Annotated in this window: 19 protein-coding genes; 12 read left to right on the plus strand and 7 right to left on the minus strand. The window is 66.7% G+C overall.

Going from position 1 to position 25,072, the window contains the following annotated elements:
* Positions 1 to 4: 4 nt before the first annotated feature.
* From SCA01S_RS11160 to SCA01S_RS11190, 7 genes are all read left to right on the plus strand, one after another.
* Complete coding sequence (locus SCA01S_RS11160) at positions 5 to 502, plus strand: FixH family protein (protein ID WP_245652522.1); 498 nt, start codon at positions 5 to 7, stop codon at positions 500 to 502.
* Positions 499 to 2,649, plus strand: a complete 2,151-nt coding sequence (locus SCA01S_RS11165; RefSeq protein ID WP_062785519.1) for a heavy metal translocating P-type ATPase — start codon at positions 499 to 501, stop codon at positions 2,647 to 2,649. The genes SCA01S_RS11160 and SCA01S_RS11165 overlap by 4 nt, the downstream gene beginning before the upstream one ends.
* Complete coding sequence (ccoS, locus tag SCA01S_RS11170) at positions 2,646 to 2,807, plus strand: cbb3-type cytochrome oxidase assembly protein CcoS (RefSeq protein WP_062785522.1); 162 nt, start codon at positions 2,646 to 2,648, stop codon at positions 2,805 to 2,807. The genes SCA01S_RS11165 and ccoS overlap by 4 nt, the downstream gene beginning before the upstream one ends.
* Positions 2,804 to 3,097 carry a hypothetical protein gene (locus SCA01S_RS11175; protein WP_062785524.1) on the plus strand — a complete coding sequence of 98 codons (294 nt, stop codon included), beginning with the start codon at positions 2,804 to 2,806 and terminating at the stop codon, positions 3,095 to 3,097. The genes ccoS and SCA01S_RS11175 overlap by 4 nt, the downstream gene beginning before the upstream one ends.
* Positions 3,087 to 4,490 carry an oxygen-independent coproporphyrinogen III oxidase gene (gene hemN, locus SCA01S_RS11180; protein ID WP_245652523.1) on the plus strand — a complete coding sequence of 468 codons (1,404 nt, stop codon included), beginning with the start codon at positions 3,087 to 3,089 and terminating at the stop codon, positions 4,488 to 4,490. The genes SCA01S_RS11175 and hemN overlap by 11 nt, the downstream gene beginning before the upstream one ends.
* Before the next feature lie 139 nt (positions 4,491 to 4,629).
* The gene (eda, locus tag SCA01S_RS11185; protein WP_022674609.1) at positions 4,630 to 5,247 is read left to right on the plus strand and encodes a bifunctional 4-hydroxy-2-oxoglutarate aldolase/2-dehydro-3-deoxy-phosphogluconate aldolase; all 618 of its coding nucleotides are present in this window, start codon (positions 4,630 to 4,632) and stop codon (positions 5,245 to 5,247) included.
* Between the two features lie 87 nt (positions 5,248 to 5,334).
* A complete protein-coding gene (locus tag SCA01S_RS11190; RefSeq protein ID WP_062785528.1) occupies positions 5,335 to 8,121 on the plus strand; it encodes a phosphoenolpyruvate carboxylase in 2,787 nt (928 codons plus the stop codon).
* Positions 8,122 to 8,131: 10 nt separating this feature from the next.
* Here the strand turns inward: SCA01S_RS11190 and SCA01S_RS11195 are convergent, their stop codons facing one another.
* From SCA01S_RS11195 to SCA01S_RS11205, 3 genes are all read right to left on the minus strand, one after another.
* On the minus strand, positions 8,132 to 9,940 hold the full coding sequence (locus SCA01S_RS11195; RefSeq protein ID WP_157088947.1) for an FUSC family protein: 1,809 nt from the start codon (positions 9,938 to 9,940) through the stop codon (positions 8,132 to 8,134).
* Positions 9,941 to 10,055: 115 nt separating this feature from the next.
* Positions 10,056 to 11,171: a potassium channel family protein gene (locus tag SCA01S_RS11200; protein ID WP_062785530.1), complete on the minus strand. Its 1,116-nt coding sequence runs from the start codon at positions 11,169 to 11,171 to the stop codon at positions 10,056 to 10,058.
* Between the two features lie 62 nt (positions 11,172 to 11,233).
* Positions 11,234 to 11,821, minus strand: coding sequence for a TetR/AcrR family transcriptional regulator (locus tag SCA01S_RS11205; RefSeq protein WP_022677308.1), 588 nt, complete (start codon positions 11,819 to 11,821; stop codon positions 11,234 to 11,236).
* Between the two features lie 180 nt (positions 11,822 to 12,001).
* Between SCA01S_RS11205 and SCA01S_RS11210 the strand changes: the two genes are divergently transcribed.
* Entirely contained in the window at positions 12,002 to 15,436 is a 3,435-nt protein-coding gene (locus tag SCA01S_RS11210) for an acyl-[ACP]--phospholipid O-acyltransferase (RefSeq protein WP_174544795.1), read from the plus strand.
* Between the two features lie 84 nt (positions 15,437 to 15,520).
* Positions 15,521 to 16,168, plus strand: coding sequence for a YceI family protein (locus tag SCA01S_RS11215; protein ID WP_062785532.1), 648 nt, complete (start codon positions 15,521 to 15,523; stop codon positions 16,166 to 16,168).
* Positions 16,169 to 16,226: 58 nt separating this feature from the next.
* Here SCA01S_RS11215 and SCA01S_RS11220 read toward each other — a convergent pair whose 3' ends face one another.
* The 3 genes from SCA01S_RS11220 to pdeM all read right to left on the minus strand — a co-directional run bounded on the left by SCA01S_RS11220 (position 16,227) and on the right by pdeM (position 19,513).
* A complete protein-coding gene (locus SCA01S_RS11220; protein WP_062785534.1) occupies positions 16,227 to 17,945 on the minus strand; it encodes a hypothetical protein in 1,719 nt (572 codons plus the stop codon).
* A 192-nt stretch (positions 17,946 to 18,137) separates the two neighbouring features.
* The gene (gene infC, locus SCA01S_RS11225; RefSeq protein WP_022677304.1) at positions 18,138 to 18,662 is read right to left on the minus strand and encodes a translation initiation factor IF-3; all 525 of its coding nucleotides are present in this window, start codon (positions 18,660 to 18,662) and stop codon (positions 18,138 to 18,140) included.
* A 143-nt stretch (positions 18,663 to 18,805) separates the two neighbouring features.
* The gene (gene pdeM, locus SCA01S_RS11230; RefSeq protein WP_062785536.1) at positions 18,806 to 19,513 is read right to left on the minus strand and encodes a ligase-associated DNA damage response endonuclease PdeM; all 708 of its coding nucleotides are present in this window, start codon (positions 19,511 to 19,513) and stop codon (positions 18,806 to 18,808) included.
* 74 nt (positions 19,514 to 19,587) lie between these two features.
* Between pdeM and hemF the strand changes: the two genes are divergently transcribed.
* Both hemF and SCA01S_RS11240 read left to right on the plus strand, forming a co-directional pair.
* Complete coding sequence (gene hemF / locus SCA01S_RS11235) at positions 19,588 to 20,451, plus strand: oxygen-dependent coproporphyrinogen oxidase (protein ID WP_062785673.1); 864 nt, start codon at positions 19,588 to 19,590, stop codon at positions 20,449 to 20,451.
* Positions 20,452 to 20,455: 4 nt separating this feature from the next.
* Complete coding sequence (locus SCA01S_RS11240; RefSeq protein WP_062785538.1) at positions 20,456 to 21,085, plus strand: GNAT family N-acetyltransferase; 630 nt, start codon at positions 20,456 to 20,458, stop codon at positions 21,083 to 21,085.
* 215 nt (positions 21,086 to 21,300) lie between these two features.
* Here the strand turns inward: SCA01S_RS11240 and mauJ are convergent, their stop codons facing one another.
* Complete coding sequence (gene mauJ, locus SCA01S_RS11245; protein ID WP_022677300.1) at positions 21,301 to 22,677, minus strand: methylamine utilization protein MauJ; 1,377 nt, start codon at positions 22,675 to 22,677, stop codon at positions 21,301 to 21,303.
* Positions 22,678 to 22,980: 303 nt separating this feature from the next.
* Here mauJ and SCA01S_RS11250 point away from each other — a divergent pair, with 303 nt between their 5' ends.
* Positions 22,981 to 25,071, plus strand: a complete 2,091-nt coding sequence (locus SCA01S_RS11250; RefSeq protein ID WP_054130459.1) for a RelA/SpoT family protein — start codon at positions 22,981 to 22,983, stop codon at positions 25,069 to 25,071.
* The last annotated feature ends 1 nt before the right edge of the window (position 25,072 follow it).

Here is a 25,072-nt window from a genome sequence, read left to right on the forward strand (position 1 = left end):
GCCGATGACCCAGCATCGTCTTCCGCAGGATGCCATGCCCGCCACGCGCGTGGCCCGCCCGTTTACTGGCCGCCATATGGCAGCGATCCTGATCACGTTCTTTGGCGTGGTGATCATCGTCAACGTGGTCATGGCGCGGCTTGCCCTGTCAACGTTCGGCGGGGTGGTGGTGGAAAATTCCTATGTCGCCAGCCAGAACTTCAACCGCTGGCTGGGCGAGGCACGCAGCGAAAAGGCACTGGGCTTTGCCGGCAGCATCGCGCGCGACGATACTGGCGCGCTCGCCGTGGTGCTGAACGATGCGCAGGGCCATGCGATTGCCGGGGCGGCGGTGACCGCGCTGGCCGAACATCCGCTGGGCCTGCGTGATGACCTGGCGCTCAGCCTGAATGAAACGGCGCCGGGCCATTATCGCGCCGCGCTGCCTGGCGGGCGCTGGCGCATCAAGCTCAAGGTCGTGGGGCATGGCGCCACATGGCGCATGATGGGCGACGTGGGATGACCCGCGCGGCCCAGACCCTGGCGCCGGCCGATACGGCGGCACCGGCACCGCTGCACACCGCGCTGTCGGTGCCGGGCATGCATTGCGGCGGCTGCATGGGCAAGGTGGAGCGGGCGCTGGCTGCCGTGCCCGGCGTGGTTGCCGCGCGCGCCAATCTCACTGCGCGCAGCGTGGGCGTCGATCACGTGGCGGGGGTGGCCGTGCCCGATCTGGTGGCGGCGCTGGCGGCCACCGGCTTTGCCGCGCAGCCGCGCGCCACCGTGCTGGAACAGGCGCCTTCTGCCGTGCGGCCGTTGCTGGCACCGCTGGCCGTGGCGGCGTTTGCCTGCATGAACGTGATGCTGCTGTCGGTCAGCGTGTGGTCGGGGGCCGATGGCGCCACGCGCGATCTGTTCCACTGGCTTTCGGCGCTGATCGGGGTGCCGGCGATTGCCTATGCCGGGCGGCCGTTCTTTGCCTCGGCATGGGGCGCCTTGAAGCACGGGCGCACCAACATGGATGTGCCGATCTCCATCGGCGTGACGCTGGCCACTGCGCTGTCGTTCTATGAAACCGTGACTCACGGCGCCGAGGCATGGTTCGATGGCACGCTGATGCTGCTGCTGTTCCTGCTGGCCGGGCGCGCGCTGGATGCGATGATGCGCGATCGCGCGCGGGCCGGGGTGGATGCCCTGCTGCGTCAGGCCGCGCCGGGGGCCATGGTGGTGGCCGCCGATGGCACGCCCGCTTGGCTGGCGGCAACAGACCTGGCGCCGGGCATGATCATGCGCGTGGCCGCCGGAGAGCGGCTGGCTGCCGATGGTGTGATCCTGCGCGGGGCGAGCCGGCTCGACCGTTCGCTGCTGACCGGTGAAAGCGCTGCCGTTGCCGCCAAGGTGGGTGACCTGGTGCTGGCCGGCACGCTGAATGAAGAGGCGCCGCTCGACGTGGAAGTGCGCGCGATCGGCGAGGATACCGCCCTGGCCGAGATCGCCCGCCTGATGGAGACGGCCGGTCAATCACGCTCGCGCTATGTGCGGATCGCCGATCGGGCTTCGCGCCTCTATGCCCCGGCGGTGCACAGCCTTGCGGCGCTGACCTTTGTCGGCTGGATGCTGGCCGGAGCCGGGCTGTACAAGGCGCTGGTGATTGCCATCGCCGTGCTGATCATCACCTGCCCCTGCGCGCTGGGGCTGGCGGTGCCGGTGGCGCAGGTGGTCGCGGCGGGCGCGCTGATGAAGCGTGGCGTGCTGATCAAGGACGGCTCGGCGCTGGAGCGGCTGGCCGAAGTGGACCGCATGCTGATCGACAAGACCGGCACGCTCACCCTGGGGCGCCCGGTGCCCGACGCCAGCGCACTCGATGCACTGACGCCACAGGAAGCCGGCGTCGCGCTGGCGCTGGCCAGCCACAGCCGCCATCCGCTGTCGCTGGGCCTGGCTGAGGCTTTGGCCGCGCGCGGGGTAAAGGCGGCGCCGCTCAGCGAGGTGGAGGAAGTGCCTGGACGCGGGGTGACCGCGCTGTGGCAGGGCATTGCCGTGTCGCTGGGCCGGCCATCCTCGCCCGCCGGCGGCATGGCGGCGGCGCTGGCCCTGGGAACTGATCCGGTGCGCCTGATCGGCTTTGCCGACTGCCTGCGGCCCGATGCCCAGGCCGCGCTGGCGGCCCTGCGGCGTCAGGGGCTGGAAGCCTCGATCCTGTCGGGCGACAATGCCCAGGCGGTGGCCCAGGTGGCGCGGGAAACCGGGTTGACCGCGCAGGCCAATGCCTCTCCGCAAGACAAGCATGACGCGATCGCGCGGCTGACGGCGGCCGGGCGCCGGGTGCTGATGGTGGGCGACGGGCTCAACGATGGCCCGGCGCTGGCGGCGGCCCATGCCTCGATCGCGCCGGGCACGGCCAGCGACGTAGGGCGCCAGGCCGCTGACGTGGTCTTTACCGGCACCTCGCTCATGGCGCTGCCGCGCTGCGTTTCCATGGCCCGCGCCACGATGCGGGTGGTGCGCCAGAACTTTGCGCTGGCGATCGTCTATAACCTGTTGGCCGTGCCGCTGGCCATGGCGGGGTTGGTTACGCCACTGATCGCGGCGGTCGCGATGTCGACCTCTTCGTTGATCGTCGTGGCCAATTCCCTGCGCCTGTCTTGGGTAAGGGGAGACGTGGCATGACCTCTATCGCCGTTCTCATTCCGATCGCGCTGGGCATGGGCCTGATCGGGCTTTGCGCGTTTTTCTGGGCGCTGCGGCGCGGGCAGTTCGTCGACCTGGATGGCGCGGCGGCGCGCATCCTGATCGACGAGGCGGACGAAGCGGATCGGCAGCCATGACCCGCCGCGTCCGCCTGTGGCTGGTCACGCCGGCCTGCGCGCTGGCGGTGCTGCGGCTGGTGCTGCCGGCGCCCGCGCTGGCGCAGGTGGGCGATGGCAGTGCCTTTGCCGTGCCGATCTGCGGCGAGGCGGGCCATGTCCTGGTGATCCGCATTCCCGGCCAAGGCCAGCAGCGCAAGCCCCAGGGCGATGGCACCGCGCCGTGTTGCGCGATTTGCCATAGCGCAATGCGCAAGCGCGCCACGGGCGATAGCTGCTGTGGCGAGGAGGACGATGACGATGTCGCTTGAAGCAGGCCCAGCTGCCCAGATGAACACCGCCGTTGCCGCGATTGCCGGGGCGATCCCGCCGCAATCGGGCGAGCGATTCGATGATTGGACCTGGTATCCCGAACTCTTGGCGCGGCCGGTGCCGCGCTATACCAGCTATCCCACAGCGGCCGAATTTGCCGACGCCGATCTGGCCGATGCGCAAGCGCGGGCGCTGGGCCTGCTGCGCGGGCCGGTCTCGCTCTATCTGCATATCCCCTATTGCCAGGAAATCTGCTGGTATTGCGGCTGCAACACCGGTGCTGCCAACCGCAGCCAGCGCCTTGCCGCCTATCTCGGCGCGCTTCACCGCGAGATCGAAATGGTGGCCCAGCTGATCGGGCCGCAGGCGCGGATCACGCGGATCGCCTTTGGCGGGGGCAGCCCCAACGCGATTTCACCCACCGATTTCGTGAGGCTGATCGATACGCTCACGCTCAATTTCCGCCTGGCGCGCCCGGTCATCTCGCTTGAACTCGATCCGCGCAGTTTGATGCCGCAATGGTTCACCGCGATCGCCGGGATCGGCGTGATCAAAGCGAGCCTGGGCGTGCAGACTTTCGATCCGCGCGTGCAGGCGGCGATCGGCCGCGTGCAGCCGCAGGACGACATTGCCCGCGCGATGGATGGCCTGCGCGGCGCCGGGGTGGATTCGATCAATTTCGACCTGATGTATGGTCTGCCCCATCAGGACGAGGCCGTGCTCGACCAGACGCTGGATACTGCCATTGCCATGGCGCCCGATCGCGTTGCGCTGTTCGGCTATGCCCATGTGCCGCACGTGGTGCCGCGCCAGCGGCGGATCGACGTGGCCGCGCTGCCGGGCCAGCGCACCCGCTTTGCCATGGCCGCGCAAGGATCGGCGCGGCTGCGTGCGGCGGGCTATGACGCGATCGGATTCGATCACTTTGCCCTGCCGGATGATGACCTGGCCAAGGCGCGGCGCAATGGTACGCTGCGCCGCAACTTCCAGGGCTTTACCGACGATAGCGCCGGCGCGCTGATCGGCCTTGGCGCCTCGTCGGTCGGGGTCTTTCCCGGCCTGCTGGTGCAGAACGAAAAGAATGCCGGGCGCTATCGCCAGCAACTGGAAAGCGGGCGCCTTGCTGGCACGCGCGGCGTGGTCCAGACGGTGCAGGACCAGCGCCGCGCGGCGGTGATCGAGACGCTGCTGTGCCAGGAGGCGGTAGACCTGCCGGCCGACCTGCTGGACGAAGCGCGCGACGGCCTGGCGCCGTTCGTGGCCCGCGGCCTGGCACGTATCGAGGGGCAGCGCCTGGTCCTGGCACCACACAGCGCGCCCTATCACCGCTCCATCGCCGTGCTGTTCGATGCCTATCGCGGCGGCGGGCACCAGTTCAGTTCTGCGGTGTGACTGAAACACGGGGCAGCCAAGCCGCTGGCGCGGTTTTTGCCACACTTTGAGGAAATAGCTATGCGCCCGGTCTGTTAGCGGGTGCACAACTGCGCGTTGAGGGGCTAGGCTTTTCTCCTGCCAAATGCGGGGAGAGTTCATGAAGCCGATCGAAGCCATCATGCGCACGGCGCCTGTCATTCCGGTGCTGGTGATCGATGATGTGGCCCATGCCCTGCCAGTCGCCCGCGCCCTGGTCGCCGGCGGCTTGCGCGTTCTTGAAGTCACGCTGCGCACGCCTGCCGCGCTCGAGGCGATTACGGCGATGAAAAGCGTTGAAGGCGCCATCGTCGGCGCCGGCACGGTGACCAATCCCGATGAACTCAAGGCCGCGATCGACGCCGGGGCCGAGTTTATCGTGTCGCCCGGCCTCACCGATCGCTTGGGCCAGGCGGCGGTGGATGCGGGTATTCCGTTCCTGCCCGGCACGGCCTGCGCCGCCGATATCATGCGTGGCCTTGACCTGGGGCTGACGCATTTCAAGTTCTTCCCGGCGTCCACCTCGGGCGGGTTGCCTGCGCTCAAGGCGCTGGCCGCACCGTTCTATCAGGCGCGCTTCTGCCCCACCGGCGGGATCAGCGCGGCAACTGCCCCCGAATGGCTGGCGTTTGATCGCGTGCTGTGCGTGGGCGGCAGCTGGGTCGTGCCCAAGGGCGCGCCGGACGAGGCCGAGATCGAGCGCCTGGCGCACGAGGCCTCGGCCCTCGCCAAGGGCTGAGGGGCCCAGGCGCGGGTGGCGGGCAGGAAAGTTCGCTCGACAGGAAAGCCGCATGGCGCAGCAAGGCCAGCAGGGGGGAAACGGCAGATGAAGACCGTCGCAAAGCTTAGGGACCGTTTGCGCAAGCTGCATGAACGGACGTCTGAAACGCCGCTGTTCAATCCGGTTTTCCAGCTGAGCCACGATCTGTCGCGCGATCTGGAAACCGGCGCCCTGTCGCTCGACGACATGGAAGGCCTGGTGGCCGAGCTGGAATGCGAGGCTTTGCAGAGCCGCGCTGGACGCCTGCGCCGCCTGGTGGCGCCCACCGATCCGCAGGAAAACCTGTCGCGCATTGCCGCCCTGCTGGACGAGGAAGATGGCTTCAGCCAGTTCCGCGCCCGCTGGGAAAAGCCGCTGCTGCACGGCGTGTTTACCGCCCATCCCACGTTCCTGCTCAACCCCGCGCAGGCCGATGCCGTGGCCACCGCCGCGCTGGCCGACGATCCGCTGGCGTCCACGGTCTGCGCGCTGCCGGCCCACGGCCCCAAGATCACGCTGGAATTCGAACACCTTGAGGTGTGCAACGCGATCGAGCGCGCCGGCCGCGCGCGCGACCGCATCAACGCCACGCTGCTCTCGCACGCGCGCCAGCGCTGGCCGGGCCGCTGGCTCGATTTCCGCCCGCTGCCGTTCCGCTTTGCCACCTGGGTCGGCTATGACATGGATGGCCGCACCGACATCGGCTGGCACACCTCGATCGCGTTCCGCCTGCGCGAAAAGGCGCGGCGCCTGGGCACCTATCGTGCCAGCCTGGCTGGCCTGGCGCCCGATCATGCGCTGATCGCCACGCTTGATGCGGCGCAGATCCATGCCTCTGACATGGCGGAGCTGTTTTCCCGCCCGCTCGATACGCCCGAAGCGCTGGCCGCTGCCGCCAATCGCATGACGGCCGACGATCCGGCCAAGCTGCTCAGCCTGGCGCCGCTGATCGAGACGCTAGAAGCCGATGCGGCCGGGGCCGAGGATGGCGATCTGGCGGTGGGCCTGGCCACGCTGGCCGGCGCGATGCGCGCCGATGGCCTGGGCATGGGGTGGATCCACTTCCGCGTCAATTCCTCGCAGCTTCACAACGCCTTGCGCCGCCGGATCGACCCGGAAGGCACGCTCGACATCGCCAGCAAGAGCGCGATCTCGCGGCTGCGCGAGCTGCTGGCCGAGGTCAAGCCTCTGCGCGTCAACTTTGCCGCGCTGGCGATCGAGACCAGCACCGCGATCCGCCAGTTCCTGGCGATGGCGCAGATCCTGCACCATATCGATGCCGATGCGCCGATCCGCATGCTGATCGCCGAATGCGAACAGCCGCAGACCGTGCTGGCCGCGCTCTATTTCGCCAAGCTGTTCGGCATCGATGACAAGGTCGACGTTTCGCCCTTGTTCGAAACCGAAACCGCGCTGGAACATGGCGGCCGCTTCCTGGAAGCGCTGCTGGCCGAGGAAGCCTATCGCGATTACGTGCGCCGCCGCGGCCGCGTGTCGATCCAGACCGGCTTTTCCGACGCCGGGCGCTTTATCGGCCAGCTGCCGGCCGCGCTTGCGATCGAGCGCCTGCAAGGCCGCCTGGCCGAGGCGATGACCAACAACGGGCTGGCCGATGTGGCCGCCCTGGTGTTTGATACCCACGGCGAATCCATGGGGCGCGGCGCGCATCCGGCCGGCTTTGCCGATCGCCTGACCTGGCCGCTCAGCCGCTGGGCGCGCCGCCGCTTTGCCAAGGCGGGCATCGCGCTGGAAGCCGAAGCCAGCTTCCAGGGCGGCGATGGCTATCTGTTCTTCCGCAACGACGAACTGGCGCTGGCCACGCTGGCCCGCATCGCCGAAGCCGAAGTGGCCTTTACCGCACCGGCCTCGCGCGATCCGTTCTATGATCGCACCGATCTCAGCCTCGACTTCTACCGCGCGATCCGCCGGGTGCAGCGCGATCACCTCAAGAGCGCGACCTATGCCCGCGCGGTGACCGCGTTCGGCCTGGGCATGCTGACGCCCACGGGCAGCCGCGTGTCGCGCCGCCAGTCCGACATTTCGGCTGACCGCTCGATGAGCCTGCGCCAGATCCGCGCGATCCCGCACAACGCCATCCTGCAGCAGATCGGCTATCCGGTGAACGTGATCGCCGGCGCGGGCACGGCGGCTGGTGACGAGATGGAGGCGATTGCCGAACTCCTGGGCCAGTCTGACCGGGGCAACCAGCTGGTGCGCCTGCTGCGCGCGGCCAATGGGCTGGCCTCGATCAAGACGGTGGCCGCCTATGGCGAGCTGTTCAATTCCGCCTATTGGGCCAGCCGGCCCTATCGCGGCACTGAAACCGCGCTGGAAGCAGCGTGCATGGCCCTGGCCGAATACCTGACCAAGGACGATCGTTCGGGCGTGTTCCGCCGCCTGACCTCGCGCCTGCGGGTGGACTGGATGAAGCTGCACCGCCTGCTGGCGCTGGTGCCGGGCATGCCGTCCGGGCGCGATCCGGTTGTCGATGCCGAACGGCGCAATATCGGTCTGCTGCAGGCCGTGCGCCTGTCGCTGCTGATGCACATGTTCCTGCGCGCGGTGCAGGTGCCGCCGTTCTCCCGCTCCAACGACGTGAGCCGTGACGACGTGCTGGAAATGGTGCTGTCGCTGCGCGTGGACGATGCGCTGGCGCAGCTGCGCCGGGCCTATCCGGTGGCGATGCCGCACGTGGCCGATTTCAGCGTGGACGAGCCGAGCGACTTTCCCGATCATGAGGGCGAAGATTATGGCGCGATCCGCGCCCGCTTCATCGACCCGATCGAGCGGGCCCACGCGCTCAACCTGCGCGTGGCGGTGGCCGTGGCCAACTACTTCGGCGCCCACGGCTAAGCCGCGCGGCTTAAACGCCGCGGTTTTCGCCTAGGCGGCGGTGCCAGGCCATCGCCGCCGTGCCCGCCAGCATGCGCAAGGTGCCCAGCCCCTGGGCATGGGCCATCGCGCCGCGGGTGCGGTTGATCAGGCCACCCAGATCGTGCAGCGCGGTTTCGGCCTCGATGCTGGCGAGGCCAGCGGCGCGGCGCACCGTTTCGATCTCGGCAAAGGGGCGGGCGGCGCTGACCGCGTCGAAATAGGCGCGGTTGGCGGCAATGCCTTCGGCGATGCGCCCGGGCAGGGACGCGCCGAAATCGGGCCACAGCAGGAAGACCGCGAGCAGGGCCGCCAGGCTGCCGATGACGTTGTCGATCATCCGCGCCGCGGCAATGCCTTCGCCGGGATGGAGCATGGCCGTGACAATCACGAACAGCATCGTCAGAAACACCACGAACACGGTGTAATTCACCGCGCGCAGGGCAATCGCCACGCCGGCCAGCAGCGTGGCGAGGCAGGCGAGTGGCACGGTTTCCGCCCCGCCGAGCAGCAGCAGGGCCGAGGCAAAGAGGCCGCCCAGCACGCTGCCCAAAATGCGTTCGAGGCAGCGCGCCCAGGTGACGCGCACCCCGCCTTGCAGGACGACAACGACTGCCATCGCCGCCCAATAGGGATAGCCCAGCCCAAAGGTGAGCGCGGCGGCATAGACCGCCACCAGCCCCGCGGTCTGCCGCAGGGCCTGTTGCACGGCCGCGCGCGACAGGGGGCGGGCGCGCAGCACACCGCCCGCTGACGGCAGCGGTGCGGCGGGTGGGACGGGGGCGGCAAAGGCCTGGGCCATGGCCAGGGTGCAGCCGGCGCACAGGTCATCGCGCAGCCCTTGGGCGAGGGCGTGCAGGCGGCGCAGTGCCCAGGGCAGGGCGGCAGGTTCCGCGATGCCGGGCAGCATGGCGCGGTCGTGCATCCAGGCGAGCAGCGCGGTGCGGCAGGCCCGCGCCACGGCCAGCCGCTCGCGCGCCGAACCGACCTGCTCGATAAAGCCCTGGTCCAGTGCGATCAGCGCGCCAAACAGGGTTTCGGCCGTGGCCAGCGCCTGGTGATGGGGGGCAAGGCCGGTAGTCTGTACGGCATAGCGATCGAGCAGGCTGCGCAGCCGCTCTACCGCCAGGCGCACGGTGCGGCGATGCTCGGCATGTTCGCTGTGCCAGGCGCCATCGCGGTGCGGGCCTTCACCCAGGCTGACGAGGCTTTCGGCCATGTCGAGCAGGCGCACGATCACGGCATCACTGGCGCGCACCAGTGGGCGCAGCGCATCGATCGGCCAGAGCAGCGTGATCAGCAGATAGGCCCATGTCGCCCCGGCGAGAAAGGCCAAGGCCTGCGCGCCGGCGAGGTGCAGCCCCTGCGGAAAGCCCACGGCGACCACTGCCACCACGCCGAGCAGCGTGCCGAGCAACCCGCCATAGGCAATGCGCCCGCAGGCCAGCAGCACGGCAAACACCAGGATCGGCCCCAATAGCAGCCCCGCCATGGGCCAGAGCGCGGCGAGCGCACTGCCGGCAAAGGCCATGGCCGTGCCCGCGCCCAGGAACGTGCCCAGCATGCGTCGCCGCACCGCATCGGGTGCGGGGGCATCGCACAAGCAGGTCCAGAATGCCGCGAAGACCGACCAGCCCAGCACGGATAGCCCGCTGGCCAGGGCCAGCGTCAGCGGCGCGCCTACCGCCAGCGCGGCGCGCAGCCCCTCGGCCAGGTCGAAATGCTCGGGGACAAGCCCGAAGGCGCGCAGTTCGAGCCGCCGCGCCACCCAGCGCAACATGCTGTCGGGGCGGCGCCTCATGAGGGGCAGCGTGGCAAGCGGGGCTGGTGCGGGATCGGGCATGGCAGAGCCGCGCTCCTGCCCAGCGGCAGGGAGCGCAGCAATTGCCATTCTTGCATTCGCAGTTGCGCCGCGGTCATCGCACCAAGGTGCGGCCGTGCTTCACCGGCCGGGCCGGAGCGTGGAACACGGCGCCAGCCGAAAGGCGGCTGCCGCGCACGACCAGCAGGATGCGGTCGCCCGCTTCGATCCGCACATCTTCGCCGGGATGCTGGATCTGCTGGCCACCGGCGCGATCGATCTGGACGATGAAATAGGCGCCGTTGCCGCGCCGCTCTGCCTCGCCCACGCTGGCGCCGGTCAGCGCGCCCTTGGCCGGGCAGGTCACCACTTCCAGGTCCAGCCCGAAATCGTGCAGCTTGCGCTTTACATCGCCCATCGGGCTGTTTTCCCCCATCGCCGCACCGGTGGCGGGATAGAGGATCAACTCGGTGATGCGCTCGGCCCCGATGTGGGTGGGCAGCACCACCTTGTCTGCGCCGGCGTGGAACAGCTTGCTTTCGGTGGACGGCGCCTCGCCTCGGGCGATGATTTGCACGGCGGGGTTGAGATTGCGGGCCGAGAGCGTGATGAACACGTTGGCGGCGTCATCGGGCAAAACCGTGGCCAAGACCTTGGCGCGGGTGATGCCCGCCTCCTTGAGCGTTTCTTCCAGCGTTGCCTCTCCCACCAGGGTCAGGAAGCCATGGCTGCGCGCTTCTTCGGCCTTGGCAGGCGAGCGTTCCAGCACCAGGAACGGGTGTCCCGCCTCGGCCAGGGCCTTGGCCAGTTGCACGCCGATGCGGCCATAGCCGCAGATGATGGTGTGCCCGCTCAGACGTTCGATTTCGGTGTGCATGCGATCAAGCCCCAGAAGGCGGCGGAACTGGAACAGGGTGAAGACCTGGACGAGCGCGCCGGTCAGCACGATCATCCCGGTGCAGCCCAGCACGATCGTCATCGTCGTCCACAGCCGCAGGAACGTGCCATCGATCGGCCGCACTTCGCCATAGCCGACCGAAAAGATCGTCAGCAGCACCATGTAGGCGGCATCGCCCAGCGGCCAGCCGGCGCGGACATAGCCCATCGTCGACACCGCAAACAGCGCCACGACATAAAGCAGCGTGCCCGCCAGCAGCCGCAAAGGTGAACCCAGCACGCTGTTGGCGCCATGCGAGAATGCCGATTCGCTGCCCTGCCTGATGTCTGCCATTGCCCCCGTCCGGCCTGGAGTGTGGCGGGCGATCATGGTGCTGTCCAGCGCGCGGGCGCCACTCAGTGCGCACTGATGGCGTCTTCCACGCGGGCGAGGGCGGCAGCAAGCGGATCGGTTTCACCCAGCAGGCGGAACGTGCCGTTGAGCGCGAAGAAGCAGTGACCGTGCACCGTTGCCAAGAGCGAGCGCGCCAAGGGCTGGGCCTCTGCCCGCCGGGCGGGGGGCAGGGCGGCGGCCACTTCGCGCACCACGACATCGGTGATCGCGGTGACGCGGGCGGTGTAATCGGGTGGCGGCACCTCGTTTTCCGGCAGGCGGAAATCGTAGAGCGCGGTCCAGGCGTGGCGATGGTGGCTGGCAAAATCGAAATAGGCGGCGATCGCCTGGGCCAGGCGGTTTTCGCTTTGCCCCGCCAGCCGATCTTCCAGGGCGGCGCGCCACAGGTCCAGCGTGTGGCCATTGATGGCCAGCATCAGCGCATCCAGGCTGCCCATGACGTTGTAGATCGTGCCGATCGAATAGCCGATGCGCTTGGCCACCTCGCGCGCGGAAAAGCGGGCAAAGCCCACTTCCGACAGCTGGCGATGCCCTTCGCGCACGATCATGGCGTGCAGTTCTTCGCGGGTGTGATCGGATCGGCGGCCCATGGCTATGGCTTTAGCGAAGAAAATGAACACCGTCTAATTCTTAAATTGAACGATGTATAATTTCGTGGGAGGTAGTGGTGCATCGCCGGTGAGTCGCGGCGGGAACGGGTAACATTCGGCAATCCTTAAGCTGTTTTCCGCCAATCACGGGCAGGGGCAGCGCAGATGGGGCAAAGGCGCATGGCGAAATCTGATATTGGGCTGTTGGGCACACGCCGGTTCGGGCCGATTTTCGTGGTGCAGTTCCTGGGCGCGTTCAACGACAACCTGTTGAAATTCGCGCTGCTGTTCCTGGCCAACTTCGGCCTCTACGCCGCCGCGCCCGACAAGGCCAAGATGCTGGCGGCGGTGGCCACCGGCCTGTTCATCCTGCCCTATTTCCTGTTTTCCGCGCTGGCCGGGCAACTGGCCGATGGCATGGACAAGGCGCGCCTGGTGCGCTGGATCAAGGGGGCGGAACTGGCGATCATGGCGGTGGCCATGGCCGGTTTCTGGCTGCTGTCGGTGCCACTGCTGCTGGCGGCGCTGTTCCTGATGGGGCTGCATTCCACGCTGTTTGGCCCGGTCAAGTATTCGATCCTGCCCCAGCATTTGCGCGCGGACGAGATCATGGGCGGCACCGGCCTGATCGAGGGCGGCACGTTCCTGGCCATTCTCGGCGGGCAATTGCTGGCCGGGGTGATGCCCTCGCATCTGGCGGGCGTGGCGCTGACCGCGCTGGCGCTGGTGGGCTTCCTGGCGAGCCTGGCCGTGCCGGCGGCGCCCGCAGGCCGCTCGGTCGAGCGGCTGGACTGGAACCTGTGGCGCGGCACCATGGCCATTCTGGACGATGCCCGCGCCATTCGCCCGGTGTGGGGCGCGATCCTGGGCACCAGCTGGTTCTTTGCCGCCGGCGCGGTGCTGGTTTCAGAATTTGCCCCGCTGGTGAGCGGTACGCTGGCCGCGCGGCAAGACGTTGCCACGCTGTTCCTGATCGTGTTCTCGCTGGCGATTGCGGCCGGTTCGGTTTGCGTCAACCTGCTGCTCAAGGGCGAAGTATCGGCGCGGTGGGTGCCGCTTTCCGCGCTGGGCCTGGCGGCCGGACTGATCGACCTGTGGATTGCCGCCAGCGGCTTTTCGGTGGAAGTGGCCGGTGCCTCGATCGGGCAGTTCCTGGCGACCGACGGGGCCTGGCACATTCTGATTGACCTGGGCGTGATCGCCTTTTCCGGCGGCATGTTCATCGTGCCGCTGTACGCCATCATCCAGGTGAAAAGCCCGGTGGAGCAGTGCTCGCGCCTGATCGCGGCCAACAACGTGGTCAATGCCGCGCTCACCGTGGCGGTGGTGCTGGTCGTGGCTGGCCTGCTGGCGCTGGGCGTGGACGTGCCCGATCTGATCGGCGTGCTGGGCTTTGCCACGCTCGCCGTGGCGCTGGCCAGCGTGTGGCTGCTGCCCGAAACGCTGTTCAAGGACGTGATCCGCCTGACGCTCAAGGTGCTCTATCGCGTAGAGGTGCAGGGCCTTGAACACATGCCGCGCGCGGGCGAGGGGGCGGTGGTGGTGGTCAACCACCTGTCGTTCCTGGATGGCGTGCTGCTCGGCGCGTTCCTGCCGGGCAAGCCAACCTTTGCCGTCCACACCGCGATCGCCAAGTCTTGGTGGATCCAGCCGTTCCTCAAGCTGTTCAAGGCCTTTCCGGTCGATCCCACCAATCCCATGGCGGCCAAGGCGATGGTGCGCACGGTGCGCGATGGCGCGTGCCTGGTGATCTTTCCCGAAGGCCGCATCACGGTGACCGGCGCCTTGATGAAAGTGTTCGACGGACCCGGCATGGTGGCCGACAAGGCCAATGCGCCGATCATCCCGGTGCGCCTGGATGGCCCGCAGTTCTCGCCGTTTTCCTATCTCAAGAGCAAGGTAAAGCTGCGCTGGTTTCCCAAGGTTTCGCTTACCGTGCTGCCGCCGCGCCGCTTTGCCATCGACGGCGAGATGACGGCGCGCGCCCGCCGGGCCGAGGCAGGCCGTCGCCTCTATGACGAGATGAGCGGCATGATCTTTGCCACGTCTGACACGCAGACCACGCTGTTTGCTGCGCTCGCCGATGCGCGCAGCCTGCATGGCGGCAAAACCCGCGTGCTCGAAGACATCAAGCGTGTGGCGCTGAGCTATGACAAGCTGCTGGTTGCCGCTGGCCTGCTGGGCAAGCGTTTGGAACAGGGCACCACCGTGGGCGAGGCGGTTGGCCTGCTGATGCCCAACGTCAACGGCGCAATGGCCGCGTTCTTTGCCCTGCAGGCGATCGGCCGCGTGCCGGCAATGCTCAATTTCACCGTGGGCGCGGCGGCCATGCGCTCGGCCTGCGCCACGGCAGCGGTGCGTACGGTGGTGACAGCGCGCGCGTTTGTTGCCCAGGCCAAGCTGGAAGAGGTGATTGCCGCGCTGGAAAGCGATGGCGTGACCGTGCGCTATCTCGAGGATATCGGCGCCACCATCGGCGCGGGCGAAAAGCTCTGGGCGCTGTTGCGCGTTGGCCGGCTGGCGCGCGTCCATGCGCGGCGGCGGATCGATGCCGATGCGGCGGCGGTGATCCTGTTCACCAGCGGGTCGGAAGGGCTGCCCAAGGGCGTGGTGCTGTCGCACCGCAACCTGCTGGCCAACTGCGCCCAGCTTTCCGCGCGGATCGATTTCAACAGTGCCGATGTGGTGCTCAACGCGCTGCCGGTGTTCCACTCGTTTGGCCTGACCGGCGGCACGCTGCTGCCGCTGCTCAATGGCATTCGCGTGGTGATGTATCCCAGCCCGCTGCACTATCGCATCGTGCCGGCGCTCGCCTATGACGCCAATGCCACGATCATGTTCGGCACCGACACGTTTCTGTCCGGCTATGCCCGCATGGCCCACACCTATGATTTCTATGCGCTGCGTTATGTCTTTGCCGGGGCGGAAAAGGTAAAGGATGAAACCCGCCGCACTTGGGCTGACAAGTTCGGCCTGCGCATCCTGGAAGGCTATGGCGCCACCGAGTGTGCGCCGGTGATCGCGGTCAACACGCCGATGCACTTCCGCGCTGGCACCGTGGGCCGCCTGCTGCCCGGGATCGAGACGCGACTGGAGCCGGTGCCCGGCATTGCCGAAGGTGCGCGCCTTTATGTGCGCGGGCCCAATGTCATGGCTGGTTATTTCCTGCCCGCGCAGCCGGCTGCGCTGCAACCCCCGGCAGACGGTTGGCACGATACCGGCGATATCGTCACTATCGATGCCGAAGGATTCGTCACCATTCGCGGCCGGGCCAAGCGCTTCGCCAAGATAGGCGGCGAGATGGTGTCCTTGCCGGCGGTAGAGGCGCTGGCGGGTGGGCTGTGGCCGCAGGGCGCCCATGCCGTGGTCACTCGCCCCGATGCCCGCAAGGGAGAGCAACTGGTGCTGTTCACCACCCAGGCCGATGCAACCCTGCGCGCCTTGCAGCAGTGGGGGCGGCAACAAGGCGCGGCAGAGCTGGCCATTCCGTGCGAAATCCGCGTGCTCGACGCCCTGCCGGTGCTGGGAACGGGCAAGGTGGCTTACGTAACGCTGGGCGAATGGGCCGTGCAGGGGGCCGCGGTCGCGCTGGCAGGCGAAGAGGAGAGCGCCTGAGCCGCAGCGGGCATACATCGCGCAGTCAGGATAATTTGGGCACAGATCGCTCGCCATTTATCCTGCGCCCGGAGATCCTGTGCCGTGAAGAGCCCCGATCGTGTTGCCATTGCCCTGGCGTTGTTCAGTTCCGCCGTGGTTCTGCCGGGCACCTTTGCGCTGGCCCAAGCACCTGCCGCCGCCGTGGCTGCCCCGGCCTTGCCGGCCATGCTGCAAAGCCTGCCAGCCGGGCGCTATGTCGTCGACCCGGCGCAGACGGTGGCGCGGTTCAAAGTGCGCTATCTGGGCGTCAACCACGTGGAGGGCACCGTGCCCGGCGCCAGTGGCACGATCATGCTCGACCCGGCCAATCTCGCGACCATGGCGCTCGACGTGGTGATGCCGGCCACGGCCATCGCCACGCAAGACGGCATGTTCGACGATGAGCTCAAGGGCCCCGGCCTGTTCGACGTGGCGCACTATCCCACGATCCGCTTTCTGGGCCGCAGGCTGGTGCCGACCGGACCGAACGCCGCGCGGATCGAAGGAGAAGTGACGATGCACGGCGTCACCCGCCCCTTGCTGCTCGATGCGACCTTTGCCGATCCGGCAGGTGCCGCGCCTGGTGCGGGCCTCGCGGTCAATGCCTCGGGCGTGGTGCACCGCTCCGAATTCGGGATGACCAAATTTGCCCCGTTCGTGAGTGACGACGTGCGCATCACGATCACCGCCGTGCTCAACCGCGCCGGCTAGACCCTGCTAGCCCTGCGCGCAGCGCCGGTGGGCGGCTGCGGCAGGGCAAGTAAGGGGGTCAACCCGGGTGGCCGCCCTCGTGGTGGGCGTGGGCGGCCATGGCGCGTTCCTGTTCGGCCTGATGCTGCGCTGCCATTTGCGCCTGGTGCTGGGCCTGTGCCTGGGCACGCTGTGCCTGCATCTGCTGGGCCCGGGCCATGGCTTCCTCGCGATGCTGCGCCGCTTGCGCCTGCGCCTGTTCGCGCGCCTGGGCTTGGGCCTGGCGTTGCTGGGCCATTTCCTGCGCGCGCTGCTGCTGCATCTGCCGCTGCTGCGCTTGCTGTGCCATGGCGCGTTGTTGGGCCTGGGCGTGCTCAGCCTGCATTGCCTGCGCGCGCTGGGCTTGCTCTTGCGCCCGTTGCGCCTGGGCTTGGGCACGCTGGGCCTGCGCCGCAGCCTGATGCTGCGCGGCCATCTGCTGTTCCTGCGCGCGGCGGGCCTGCTGCTGTTGCATCATCTGCGCGCGCTGGTTTGCCGCGCGGGCGGCTGCTTGTTGCTGGGCCTGCTGCTGGGCCATGCGCTGCATCTGTGCGTGCTGCATCGCTGCCTGCTGCATCGAGGCATGTTGCATGGCCGCTTGCTGCGCGCGCTGTTGCGCCATCTGCATCTGGGCGCGCTGCATGGCGGCCTGCTGCGACTGCTGTTGCGCACGTTGCTGTGCAAAGAACTGCTGCTGCTGGCGCTGCTGCATGAACTGCTGTTGCTGTTGCTGCATCGCTGCCTGCTGGCGCGCGCGCTGGAACGCGGCCTGCTGGGCCATGGCCTGTTGCTGCTGGGCAAAGGCCGCCTGCTGGCGCTGCTGCTCTTGCCGCTGGCGATCGTTGCCGAACCAGTTGGAGAACCAGCCATACGGCCGCTGCTGCGGCGGGGGCGGGGGTGGGCTATAGACCACCGGGCGCGGCGGGGGAGACATGAAGCCCACCTGCTGCCACGCGGCAAACTGTTGCGCTTCCATCGCGCGGCGCTGGGCTTCCTGCTGCCACTGCGCGCGCTCCTGCGCCTCGTGTTCCTGGTGATAGGCCTGCCATTCGGCCTGCTGCGCCATGTCTTGCGACCACTGCGCCTGCTGCGCCGCGATTTCGGCGCGGCGGGCCGCCCAGTTGGCGGCAATCACGCCGCGATGCTCGCGCTCTTGCGACAGCTGCGCCAGATAGGCCGCGCGATCATAATAGCGCGAGGCATAATCGACGCGGGTTTCATAGTCGTCTGGCGGCAGCAGATCGCCGCGATCGTCATAGACCGCGACCAGCTGCGGCCCCGAATAGGCATAGCTGTATTGCGGATCGCGCACGAGATAGGGCGTGTCGGAATCCGCCTGATAGTAATAATAGCGGTAGCCGCCATCGACCGGCTCGGCATAGCGGCGATCGCCCAGGCTGGTTTGCCACACCCAGGGATTCACCCCGCCATCGTCATAGGAATAATCGGGCGGGGCATCGCCGATCGCGCGGGTCACTCCTTCGGCGCGATCGAGGTAGGCATAGGCATCGCGCTGGTTGGCGACGCGCGCCACGCGCACCCGGTTCTGGATCGGCAGGGCCTGCACCGCTGGGGCCGGCGCCACGGCCGTGGCCGCGCCGGCTTGCAGCGGCACGGCTGCGGGCAGCGCGGGCAGGCCATTGCTCGCCTGGGCCGAGGGATCAGCGTCGGGCGTGGAGGCGGAATGGTTGCAGGCAGCAACGCCCAGGGCCAACGCGCTGGCCGCGGCGATGCTCATCGTCTTGCGAAAAGTCAGCATGGCGTGTCACTTTCGTTGCGCGTCCCGGCATGACCATGGGCGGGTATGCCTGAACCGGCGGTGGCGGCTCCGTTCATCGCGGCCTAACGCACGCCTGCCTGTCATGATCCGCAACAAATCCCGTATTGCGGCCACGAAAAAGGGCGCACCCGGCGGGCGCGCCCTTTTTCATCTAGCCAAAGCTGGAACGGTTCAACCCTTGGGGGCGAGCACCATCAGCATCTGGCGGCCTTCCATGCGGGGGAAGGCTTCGATCTTGGCGATTTCGGCCACATCTTCCTGCACGCGCTTGAGCAGGTTCATGCCCAGCTGCTGGTGCGAAAGCTCGCGGCCACGGAAACGCAGCGTCACCTTCACCTTGTCGCCATCTTCGATGAAGCGATGCACGTTGCGCATCTTCACGTCATAGTCGTGATCATCGATATTCGGACGCATCTTGATCTCCTTGATCTCCTGCGTCTTCTGGCTCTTGCGGGCAAGGTTGGCCTTTTTCTGCGCCTCGTAGCGGAACTTGCCCACGTCGAGGAACTTGCACACCGGCGGATCGGCGTTGGGCGAGACTTCAACCAGGTCCAAGCCGACTTCGGCTGCCTGGTCGATCGCTTCACGCGTGTACATCACGCCAAGATTCTCGCCGTTTTCATCGATCACGCGCACCTTGGGCACGTTGATCATCTGGTTGAAGCGAGGGCCGCTCTTGACGGGGGGCGCCAACATGCGCCGGGGTGGGGGAGCTATAGTGCTATCTCCTGATGTTGATCCGGGTGCGAGTCATGGAAAGGACTCAAGGCGCGCTCATATCACAACAGCGCCGCAGATAAAGAGCCTTCGGGCATATCTGGGCGGCCGGGCGCCTGCTTTCAAGCCGCAGCGGCCTGCCATAGTGGGAAATGGGCCACACGCGCCGCCGTGGGCACCAGCGCGGTAATGCTGCGCGCCGGTTGCATCGCCTTGAGCAGCGCCGGATGCGCGGCATCCAGGCCCCCGGTCAACGCGCCGAAAGCGGGCAGGATCAGCTTGCGCTCGCTCATCACCGCGCAGGGCCGGCTGACCGTGCGGCCACGCGCCGCCACGCGCAGGCGCGGGTGAAAGTGGCCGGAGAGCTCTGGCCCGGCTTCCTGCCCTTGCGCCTCGTGCCGCAGCATCACCCCGCGCACCATTACCTCGCGCAGCATCGTGCCGCCGATCAGGTCATCGGCCGGGGCGCCGTCTTTCTCATCGTGGTTCCCGGTGATCCACACCCAGTCCACCGCGCGCACCAGCGCTGCCAGCCGCTCTGCCGCGCCAGGGTCAAGCCGCGCCGGGCCATGGGCATCGTGGAAATTATCGCCCAGGCAAAACACCCGCCGCGCCCCGGTATGCCGCACCAGTGCGGCCAGCCGATCGAGCGTTTCGCGGCTGTCATAGGGGGGCAGCATCTGCCCGGTGCGGGCAAACCAGCTGGCCTTTTCCAGGTGAAGATCGGCCACCAGCAGGGCCTGCTCCTCTGGCCAGGCCAGCGCCCGCGCCGGGCCGAGCAGCCATTCCTGGCCGGCAAACTGGAAGGGGGCGAACGAAAGGGGAACCATGCCTTCCCCTTGCCGCAGGCCCGCCGATTTGGCAAGCGGTTGGCTTGGGCGCTGGCTGGCCCATGGGAGATGGCATGACCGACTGGACACCCCACACCGCACGCGCCCGCGCCTGGTTCGAATCGCTGCGCGACCAGATTTGTGCCGCATTCGAAAGCATCGAGCGCGAGGCCGGCAGCGACGCCCGCTTTACCTATACCCCGTGGAACCGCGAGCATGAGGGTGAGCCGGTGGAAAACGGCGGCGGCGGCGTGCAGGGCCTGATGAAAGGCAAGGTGTTCGAAAAGGTCGGCGTCAACGTTTCGACCGTGCAGGGTGCGTTCAGCCCGGAATTTGCCCGCACCATCAACGGCGCCGATCCCGATAATCCCGGCTTTACCGCCACCGGCATCAGCCTGGTGGCGCACATGGCCAATCCGCATGTGCCCGCCGTGCACATGAACACCCGCTTCCTCACCACGCGCAAGGCCTGGTTCGGCGGTGGCGGCGATCTCAACCCGCCGCTGCCCTATGAACAGGATACCGCCGATTTCCACGCCCGCTTCCAGGCGGCCTGCGACGCGCACGATCCGGCCTATTACCCGCGCTTCAAGGCCTGGGCCGATGACTATTTCTATATCCCCCACCGCAAGGTGCACCGCGGCGTGGGCGGCATCTTCTATGATCACCTCGAATGCGCCGACGACGCCGGGTTCGACGCCAACCTGGCCTTTACCCAGGCAGTGGGCGAGGCATTCCTTGACGTCTACCCGCGCCTGGTGCGGCGGCGGATGAACCAGGATTTCACTGCGGCCGACGAATTGCAGATGCTGGAATGGCGCGGCCGCTATGCCGAATTCAACCTGGTGCACGATCGCGGCACGCTGTTCGGCCTCAAGACCGGCGGCAATATCGATGCCATCCTGATGAGCCTGCCGCCGCGCGCGGTGTGGAGCTGACGCCATGGCCATAGCCGAGACGGGCGCGCCGCTCAGCAGCGGGTTTCACGCCCTGTCGCCGGGCGACCTGGCGGCGGTGGTCACCGCGCTCGAGATGCGCAGCCCGCCGCCCAGCCTCAAGCGCCTGGTGCCCGAGGCCGACGTTCCGCTGCAACTGGTGCGCTGGAAAGCGCCAGACCCGGCCAAGTACCGCCTGCTCTATCGCCGCGTTGGCGCCAAGTGGCTGTGGTGGTCGCGCCTGGCGCTAGGCGACGATGCGCTCACCGCGATCGTCCACGATCCCCAGGTGGAAGTCTATGCCGTGGCCGACCGCGCCGGGGTGGAAGTGGGCATGCTGGAGCTGGATTTCCGTCAGGGCGGCGAAGCGGAAATCGCCTTCTTCGGCCTGATCCCCGGCGCCACCGGCAAAGGCTTCGGCAAATGGCTGATGCGCCGCGCCCTGCAAAAGGCCTGGAGCCATGACGGCGTGGCGCGCGTGTGGGTGCACACCTGCACGCTGGATGGCCCGAGCGCGCTGCCGTTTTATATGGCGCAGGGGTTCGCGCCGTATGCGCGCTTCGTGGAAGTGTTTCCCGACCCGCGCGGGTTGGGGTTGTTGGGGGATGAGGCGGCGCAGGTGCCGGTTTTGGGGTGAGGGGGAGTCAGAGTGGGTGGGCGGCATGTTTCGACCAACTCTAGACATTAAGCGTCGTTGACGTAGACGTCGGCTTTCGCCGAAATCCGCCATTCGGGTTACGCGAACTGGCCGATCGGCTTTGCGCCCTATGAACGGTCGTTTAGCGGTCCGATTGCAACGAAGTGATCCGGCCGGTGCAAAGCTGGACGCGCGACGACTGTTCCGGCGATGCTCTAAGCCGTCTCGGAGGTGTTTTGCCCATCTTGGGCTGCAATACGTCGATCGACCTCGGCCTGCGCCTTGGCAATGTCGGCATTGCACGCATCCAACTCAACATAGCAGTTCGTCGGCAGGAACGCGTCTTTTCGGGAAAGAATTTCGGCGGTGTTGCTGTTGAGGATGACCAGTTCCCCGTTGAGGAAATAGTCGCGGAAGAAGCGATAAAATTCCCGCCGATATTCCGCCGCTGCCACTGAGCCATCGTCGTGACCATAGATCCCGTCTTCGATCGCAAAATGCAGCCGCTCCTCGCCAAAATCGAGCCGGAAGCGCATCTCAAATAAGCCATCGGCCGAATTGTACGCGACCCTGACAACCGCGCCTTCCACATCGAGACCCGCGATCGTCATGTTCTCCATGGGTGGGTATGGCGGCCGCTGCCGGAGGCGCACGCTGACGTTTGGCATGTCTACGTTCTCCTCCTCGCGCGGACCTTCACCGCTGAGCAGTCGCCCGATCAGATTGTCGCCGAAAACCTGCTTCCATCCCCTTAATTCGTACAAATGCTGCGCATACTCTGTTGAAGGCGTCGGGATGCCGAACCCAGCTTCGATCGCCCTTTCCGCCAGCATCCGCACTAGGGGCAGTTCACGGTAGAGACGAAGCGCGTCTCGTGGGTCGTCCGGGTTGATGATCGGTTTGCCTGAGGCATGAGCCATCGCGCATCGGCCCGATTCAAACAGATGCCGGCAAACGTCTTCCGCGCCTTGCGCGGCGATCGTCTCGAGCGCTTCCTTTATGCCTGGCCCGCTCAGCGTCGGCAGGGTAGCCTGCATCCAATCAACCCGGGCCTTTGTCACCGGATAGGCCAGTTCAAGAACGCGCCAGTACGACAGGAACGCGTAGCCATGATGATTAAGGCTAAGCGCTTCGCGCATCAACGCGAGCGCGATGCGTGGTCCTTCCTCTTCAGGGCACGCCAGATCGATCAGATCGAATTCTTCCCGGATCGCAAACCCGAGTTTCTTATTCAAACCCATCATCATAGGCATGCTGCCGCCGGAACGATGGGCGACGGCGATGCCACTGCGCTCCCGCCACGACAGCACGCTAAGGAACCGTAGCATCAGGCCTTCGGCTTCTTCGCGGCTAAGGCCTTTCGGCACCTTCATCGCCACGCCCCCATATTCCTCCTGGGTGAGCGGTATGATCCACATCAGGTGGTCGGCGAACTCGAAGGATTGCGGATAGACCGGCCATGGGCAGGATGTTTCGACATTCACGCACAGCCAATCGCCGCGCTCCTTTAATTCTGGAGCCGCCGCAAATTTCGCTTCGCGGGTGCTAATCTCGGTAGGGCGGGGCATCCCCATATCATCGCGCATCACCATGCGCCTATTCGATCACAACGCTTTGCGCTCGGCAACAGGTCAACATCGCTTCTGGTGTCGCCTTTTTGCGGGCACTCTTAACGGTCAGCCTCTACTCAGCGTTCGGCAACAAGGCGCTGCTCTTTATGGCTGCAATAGACCAATGCAAGTCAGATCAAGGCTGTGATTGGCACGCGACGCACATGCAATCCCAGCGAGCAGTGCCCGGCCATGCAACCCTACCCCCCGATCACAATCATCGCCAAAATTCCCCAGCCTTTCCCCTTGCCCTAAGCCGCATTTTTCCCCCATTTAGGGCGGGTAATGCTCCGCCAATATGAACTTGTCGAACGTGTGCTGGCCTATGCTCCCCAGGCGGACGAGGCCATGCTCAACCGTGCCTATGTCTATACCGTGCAGAAGCACGGGACGCAGAAGCGTGCCAGCGGGGATCCCTATTTCTCCCACCCGGTGGAGGTGGCGGGCCTGATGACCGAGCTCAAGCTTGATCAGGAAACCATCGTTACCGCGCTGCTCCACGATACGGTGGAGGATACGCTCGCCACAGTGGACGAGATCGAGCGCCTGTTCGGGCCGGATGTGGCGCGGCTGGTCGATGGAGTGACCAAGCTTTCCAAGATCGAGACGATGACGGAAAGCGAGCGCGCGGCCGAAAACCTGCGCAAGTTCCTCCTCGCCATGAGCGAGGATCTGCGCGTGCTGCTGGTCAAGCTGGCCGACCGGCTGCACAACATGCGCACCCTGCATTTCATCAAGAGCGAAGACAAGCGCCGCCGCATCGCGCGCGAGACGATGGAGATCTATGCCCCGCTCGCCCAGCGCGTGGGCATGTATGAATATATGCGGGAAATGCAGTTGCTGGCGTTCGAGCAACTGGAGCCCGAGGCCTATGCCACGATCACTGGCCGCCTTGCCGCCATCCGCAGCGAGGGTGGGGGCGAGGTGGGGGACATTGCCCTGTCGATCAAGCAGGCCCTGGCCGAGGCGGGCCTGCGCGTGGAAGTGGCTGGCCGCGAAAAGCATCCCTATTCGATCTGGAAGAAGATGGCCGAACGGCACGTGTCGTTCGAACAGATTTCCGACATCATGGCGTTTCGCGTGCTGGTTGACGATGTGGGCGATTGCTACAAGGCGCTGGGTGTGCTGCACCAGACTTGGCAAATGATCCCCGGGCGGTTCAAGGACTATATCTCCACGCCCAAGATCAACGGCTATAAAAGTCTGCATACCTCGCTGATCTACAACAATGCGCGCCGGGTGGAGGTGCAGCTCAAGACGCGCGAGATGCACCACCGCAACGAATATGGTCTGGCCGCGCACTGGGCCTACAAGCAGGGTGGGGAGCCCGATGGCCAGGTCGGCTGGCTGCGCGACCTTGTCGAAATTCTCGACGCCAGCCACGATCCTGACGAGTTGCTGGAAAACACCAAGATGGCGATCTACCAGGATCGCATCTTTGCCTTCACTCCCAAGGGCGCGCTGTTCCAGCTGCCCAAGGGCGCCACGCCGATCGACTTTGCCTTTGCCGTGCACACCAACCTGGGCGGGGCGGCGGTGGGCGCCAAGATCAACGGCCGCCATGTGCCGCTGCGCACGCCGCTGGGCAATGGCGACGTGGTGGAAATCATCAAGAGCCGCAATTCCGAGCCGCAACTGTCGTGGCTGGGCTTTGCCGTGACGGGCAAGGCCCGCGCCGCCATCCGCCGCGCCGTGCGGCAAAAGGAACGCGCCGAAGTGGCCCTGATCGGCCGCAAGCTCTATGAGGAAATCACCGAGCGGCTGCCCACGCAAGTGGGCAAGAAGGCCCTGGCCGATGCGATCAAGCGCCTGAAATTCAACAGTGAGGAAGACCTCATGGTGGCGATCGGCTCGGCCAAGCTGGATGATCGCCAGGTGATGGAAGCGCTGGTGCCCGGCAGCACCGCCAACTTGCCCAATCCAGAGGATTGGCCGCGCCAGCAGCGTGCCATCGCCGTGCGCGGCCTGACGCCGGGCATGGCCTTCAAGCTGGCCGAATGCTGCCACCCGGTGCCCGGCGATCGCATCGTCGGCCTGCGCCGCCCGGGCAAGGGCGTGGAAGTGCACGCGATCGATTGCGAGAAGCTGGCCGATGGCGTCGATGCCGACTGGATCGACCTGTCGTGGGACAAGCGCACCGATGGTGCGGTCGGCCGCCTGCGTGCCGAGTTGTATAACCGCCCTGGTACACTGGCCGAAATGGCGGGGATATTTGCCAAGAACCACGCCAACGTGGTCAACCTGGAAATGACCCAGCGCGAAAACCCGTTCCACACCTATCTGGTCGATCTGGAAGTGCGCGATCTGGCGCACCTCACCCGCATCGTCAGCGCCTTGCGCGCCAGCGATGCGGTGGCCCAGGCCGACCGAATTTAGT

Source organism: Novosphingobium capsulatum NBRC 12533 (assembly GCF_001598375.1).
GTDB classification, from domain to species: Bacteria; Pseudomonadota; Alphaproteobacteria; order Sphingomonadales; family Sphingomonadaceae; genus Novosphingobium; species Novosphingobium capsulatum.

Bases quoted from the DNA above. Each gene is read 5' to 3' on its own strand.
- SCA01S_RS11250 (WP_054130459.1), top strand. From the start codon at position 22,981: ATGCTCCGCCAATATGAACTTGTCGAACGTGTGCTGGCCTATGCTCCC.
- infC (WP_022677304.1), bottom strand. From the start codon at position 18,662: ATGTTGGCGCCCCCCGTCAAGAGCGGCCCTCGCTTCAACCAGATGATC.
- ccoS (WP_062785522.1), top strand. From the start codon at position 2,646: ATGACCTCTATCGCCGTTCTCATTCCGATCGCGCTGGGCATGGGCCTG.
- SCA01S_RS11160 (WP_245652522.1), top strand. From the start codon at position 5: ATGACCCAGCATCGTCTTCCGCAGGATGCCATGCCCGCCACGCGCGTG.
- mauJ (WP_022677300.1), bottom strand. From the start codon at position 22,677: ATGGTGATGCGCGATGATATGGGGATGCCCCGCCCTACCGAGATTAGC.
- SCA01S_RS11210 (WP_174544795.1), top strand. From the start codon at position 12,002: ATGGCGAAATCTGATATTGGGCTGTTGGGCACACGCCGGTTCGGGCCG.
- hemN (WP_245652523.1), top strand. From the start codon at position 3,087: ATGTCGCTTGAAGCAGGCCCAGCTGCCCAGATGAACACCGCCGTTGCC.
- SCA01S_RS11200 (WP_062785530.1), bottom strand. From the start codon at position 11,171: ATGGCAGACATCAGGCAGGGCAGCGAATCGGCATTCTCGCATGGCGCC.
- SCA01S_RS11175 (WP_062785524.1), top strand. From the start codon at position 2,804: ATGACCCGCCGCGTCCGCCTGTGGCTGGTCACGCCGGCCTGCGCGCTG.
- SCA01S_RS11240 (WP_062785538.1), top strand. From the start codon at position 20,456: ATGGCCATAGCCGAGACGGGCGCGCCGCTCAGCAGCGGGTTTCACGCC.
- SCA01S_RS11190 (WP_062785528.1), top strand. From the start codon at position 5,335: ATGAAGACCGTCGCAAAGCTTAGGGACCGTTTGCGCAAGCTGCATGAA.
- pdeM (WP_062785536.1), bottom strand. From the start codon at position 19,513: ATGGTTCCCCTTTCGTTCGCCCCCTTCCAGTTTGCCGGCCAGGAATGG.
- SCA01S_RS11220 (WP_062785534.1), bottom strand. From the start codon at position 17,945: ATGCTGACTTTTCGCAAGACGATGAGCATCGCCGCGGCCAGCGCGTTG.
- hemF (WP_062785673.1), top strand. From the start codon at position 19,588: ATGACCGACTGGACACCCCACACCGCACGCGCCCGCGCCTGGTTCGAA.
- SCA01S_RS11165 (WP_062785519.1), top strand. From the start codon at position 499: ATGACCCGCGCGGCCCAGACCCTGGCGCCGGCCGATACGGCGGCACCG.
- SCA01S_RS11205 (WP_022677308.1), bottom strand. From the start codon at position 11,821: ATGGGCCGCCGATCCGATCACACCCGCGAAGAACTGCACGCCATGATC.
- SCA01S_RS11195 (WP_157088947.1), bottom strand. From the start codon at position 9,940: ATGAGGCGCCGCCCCGACAGCATGTTGCGCTGGGTGGCGCGGCGGCTC.
- eda (WP_022674609.1), top strand. From the start codon at position 4,630: ATGAAGCCGATCGAAGCCATCATGCGCACGGCGCCTGTCATTCCGGTG.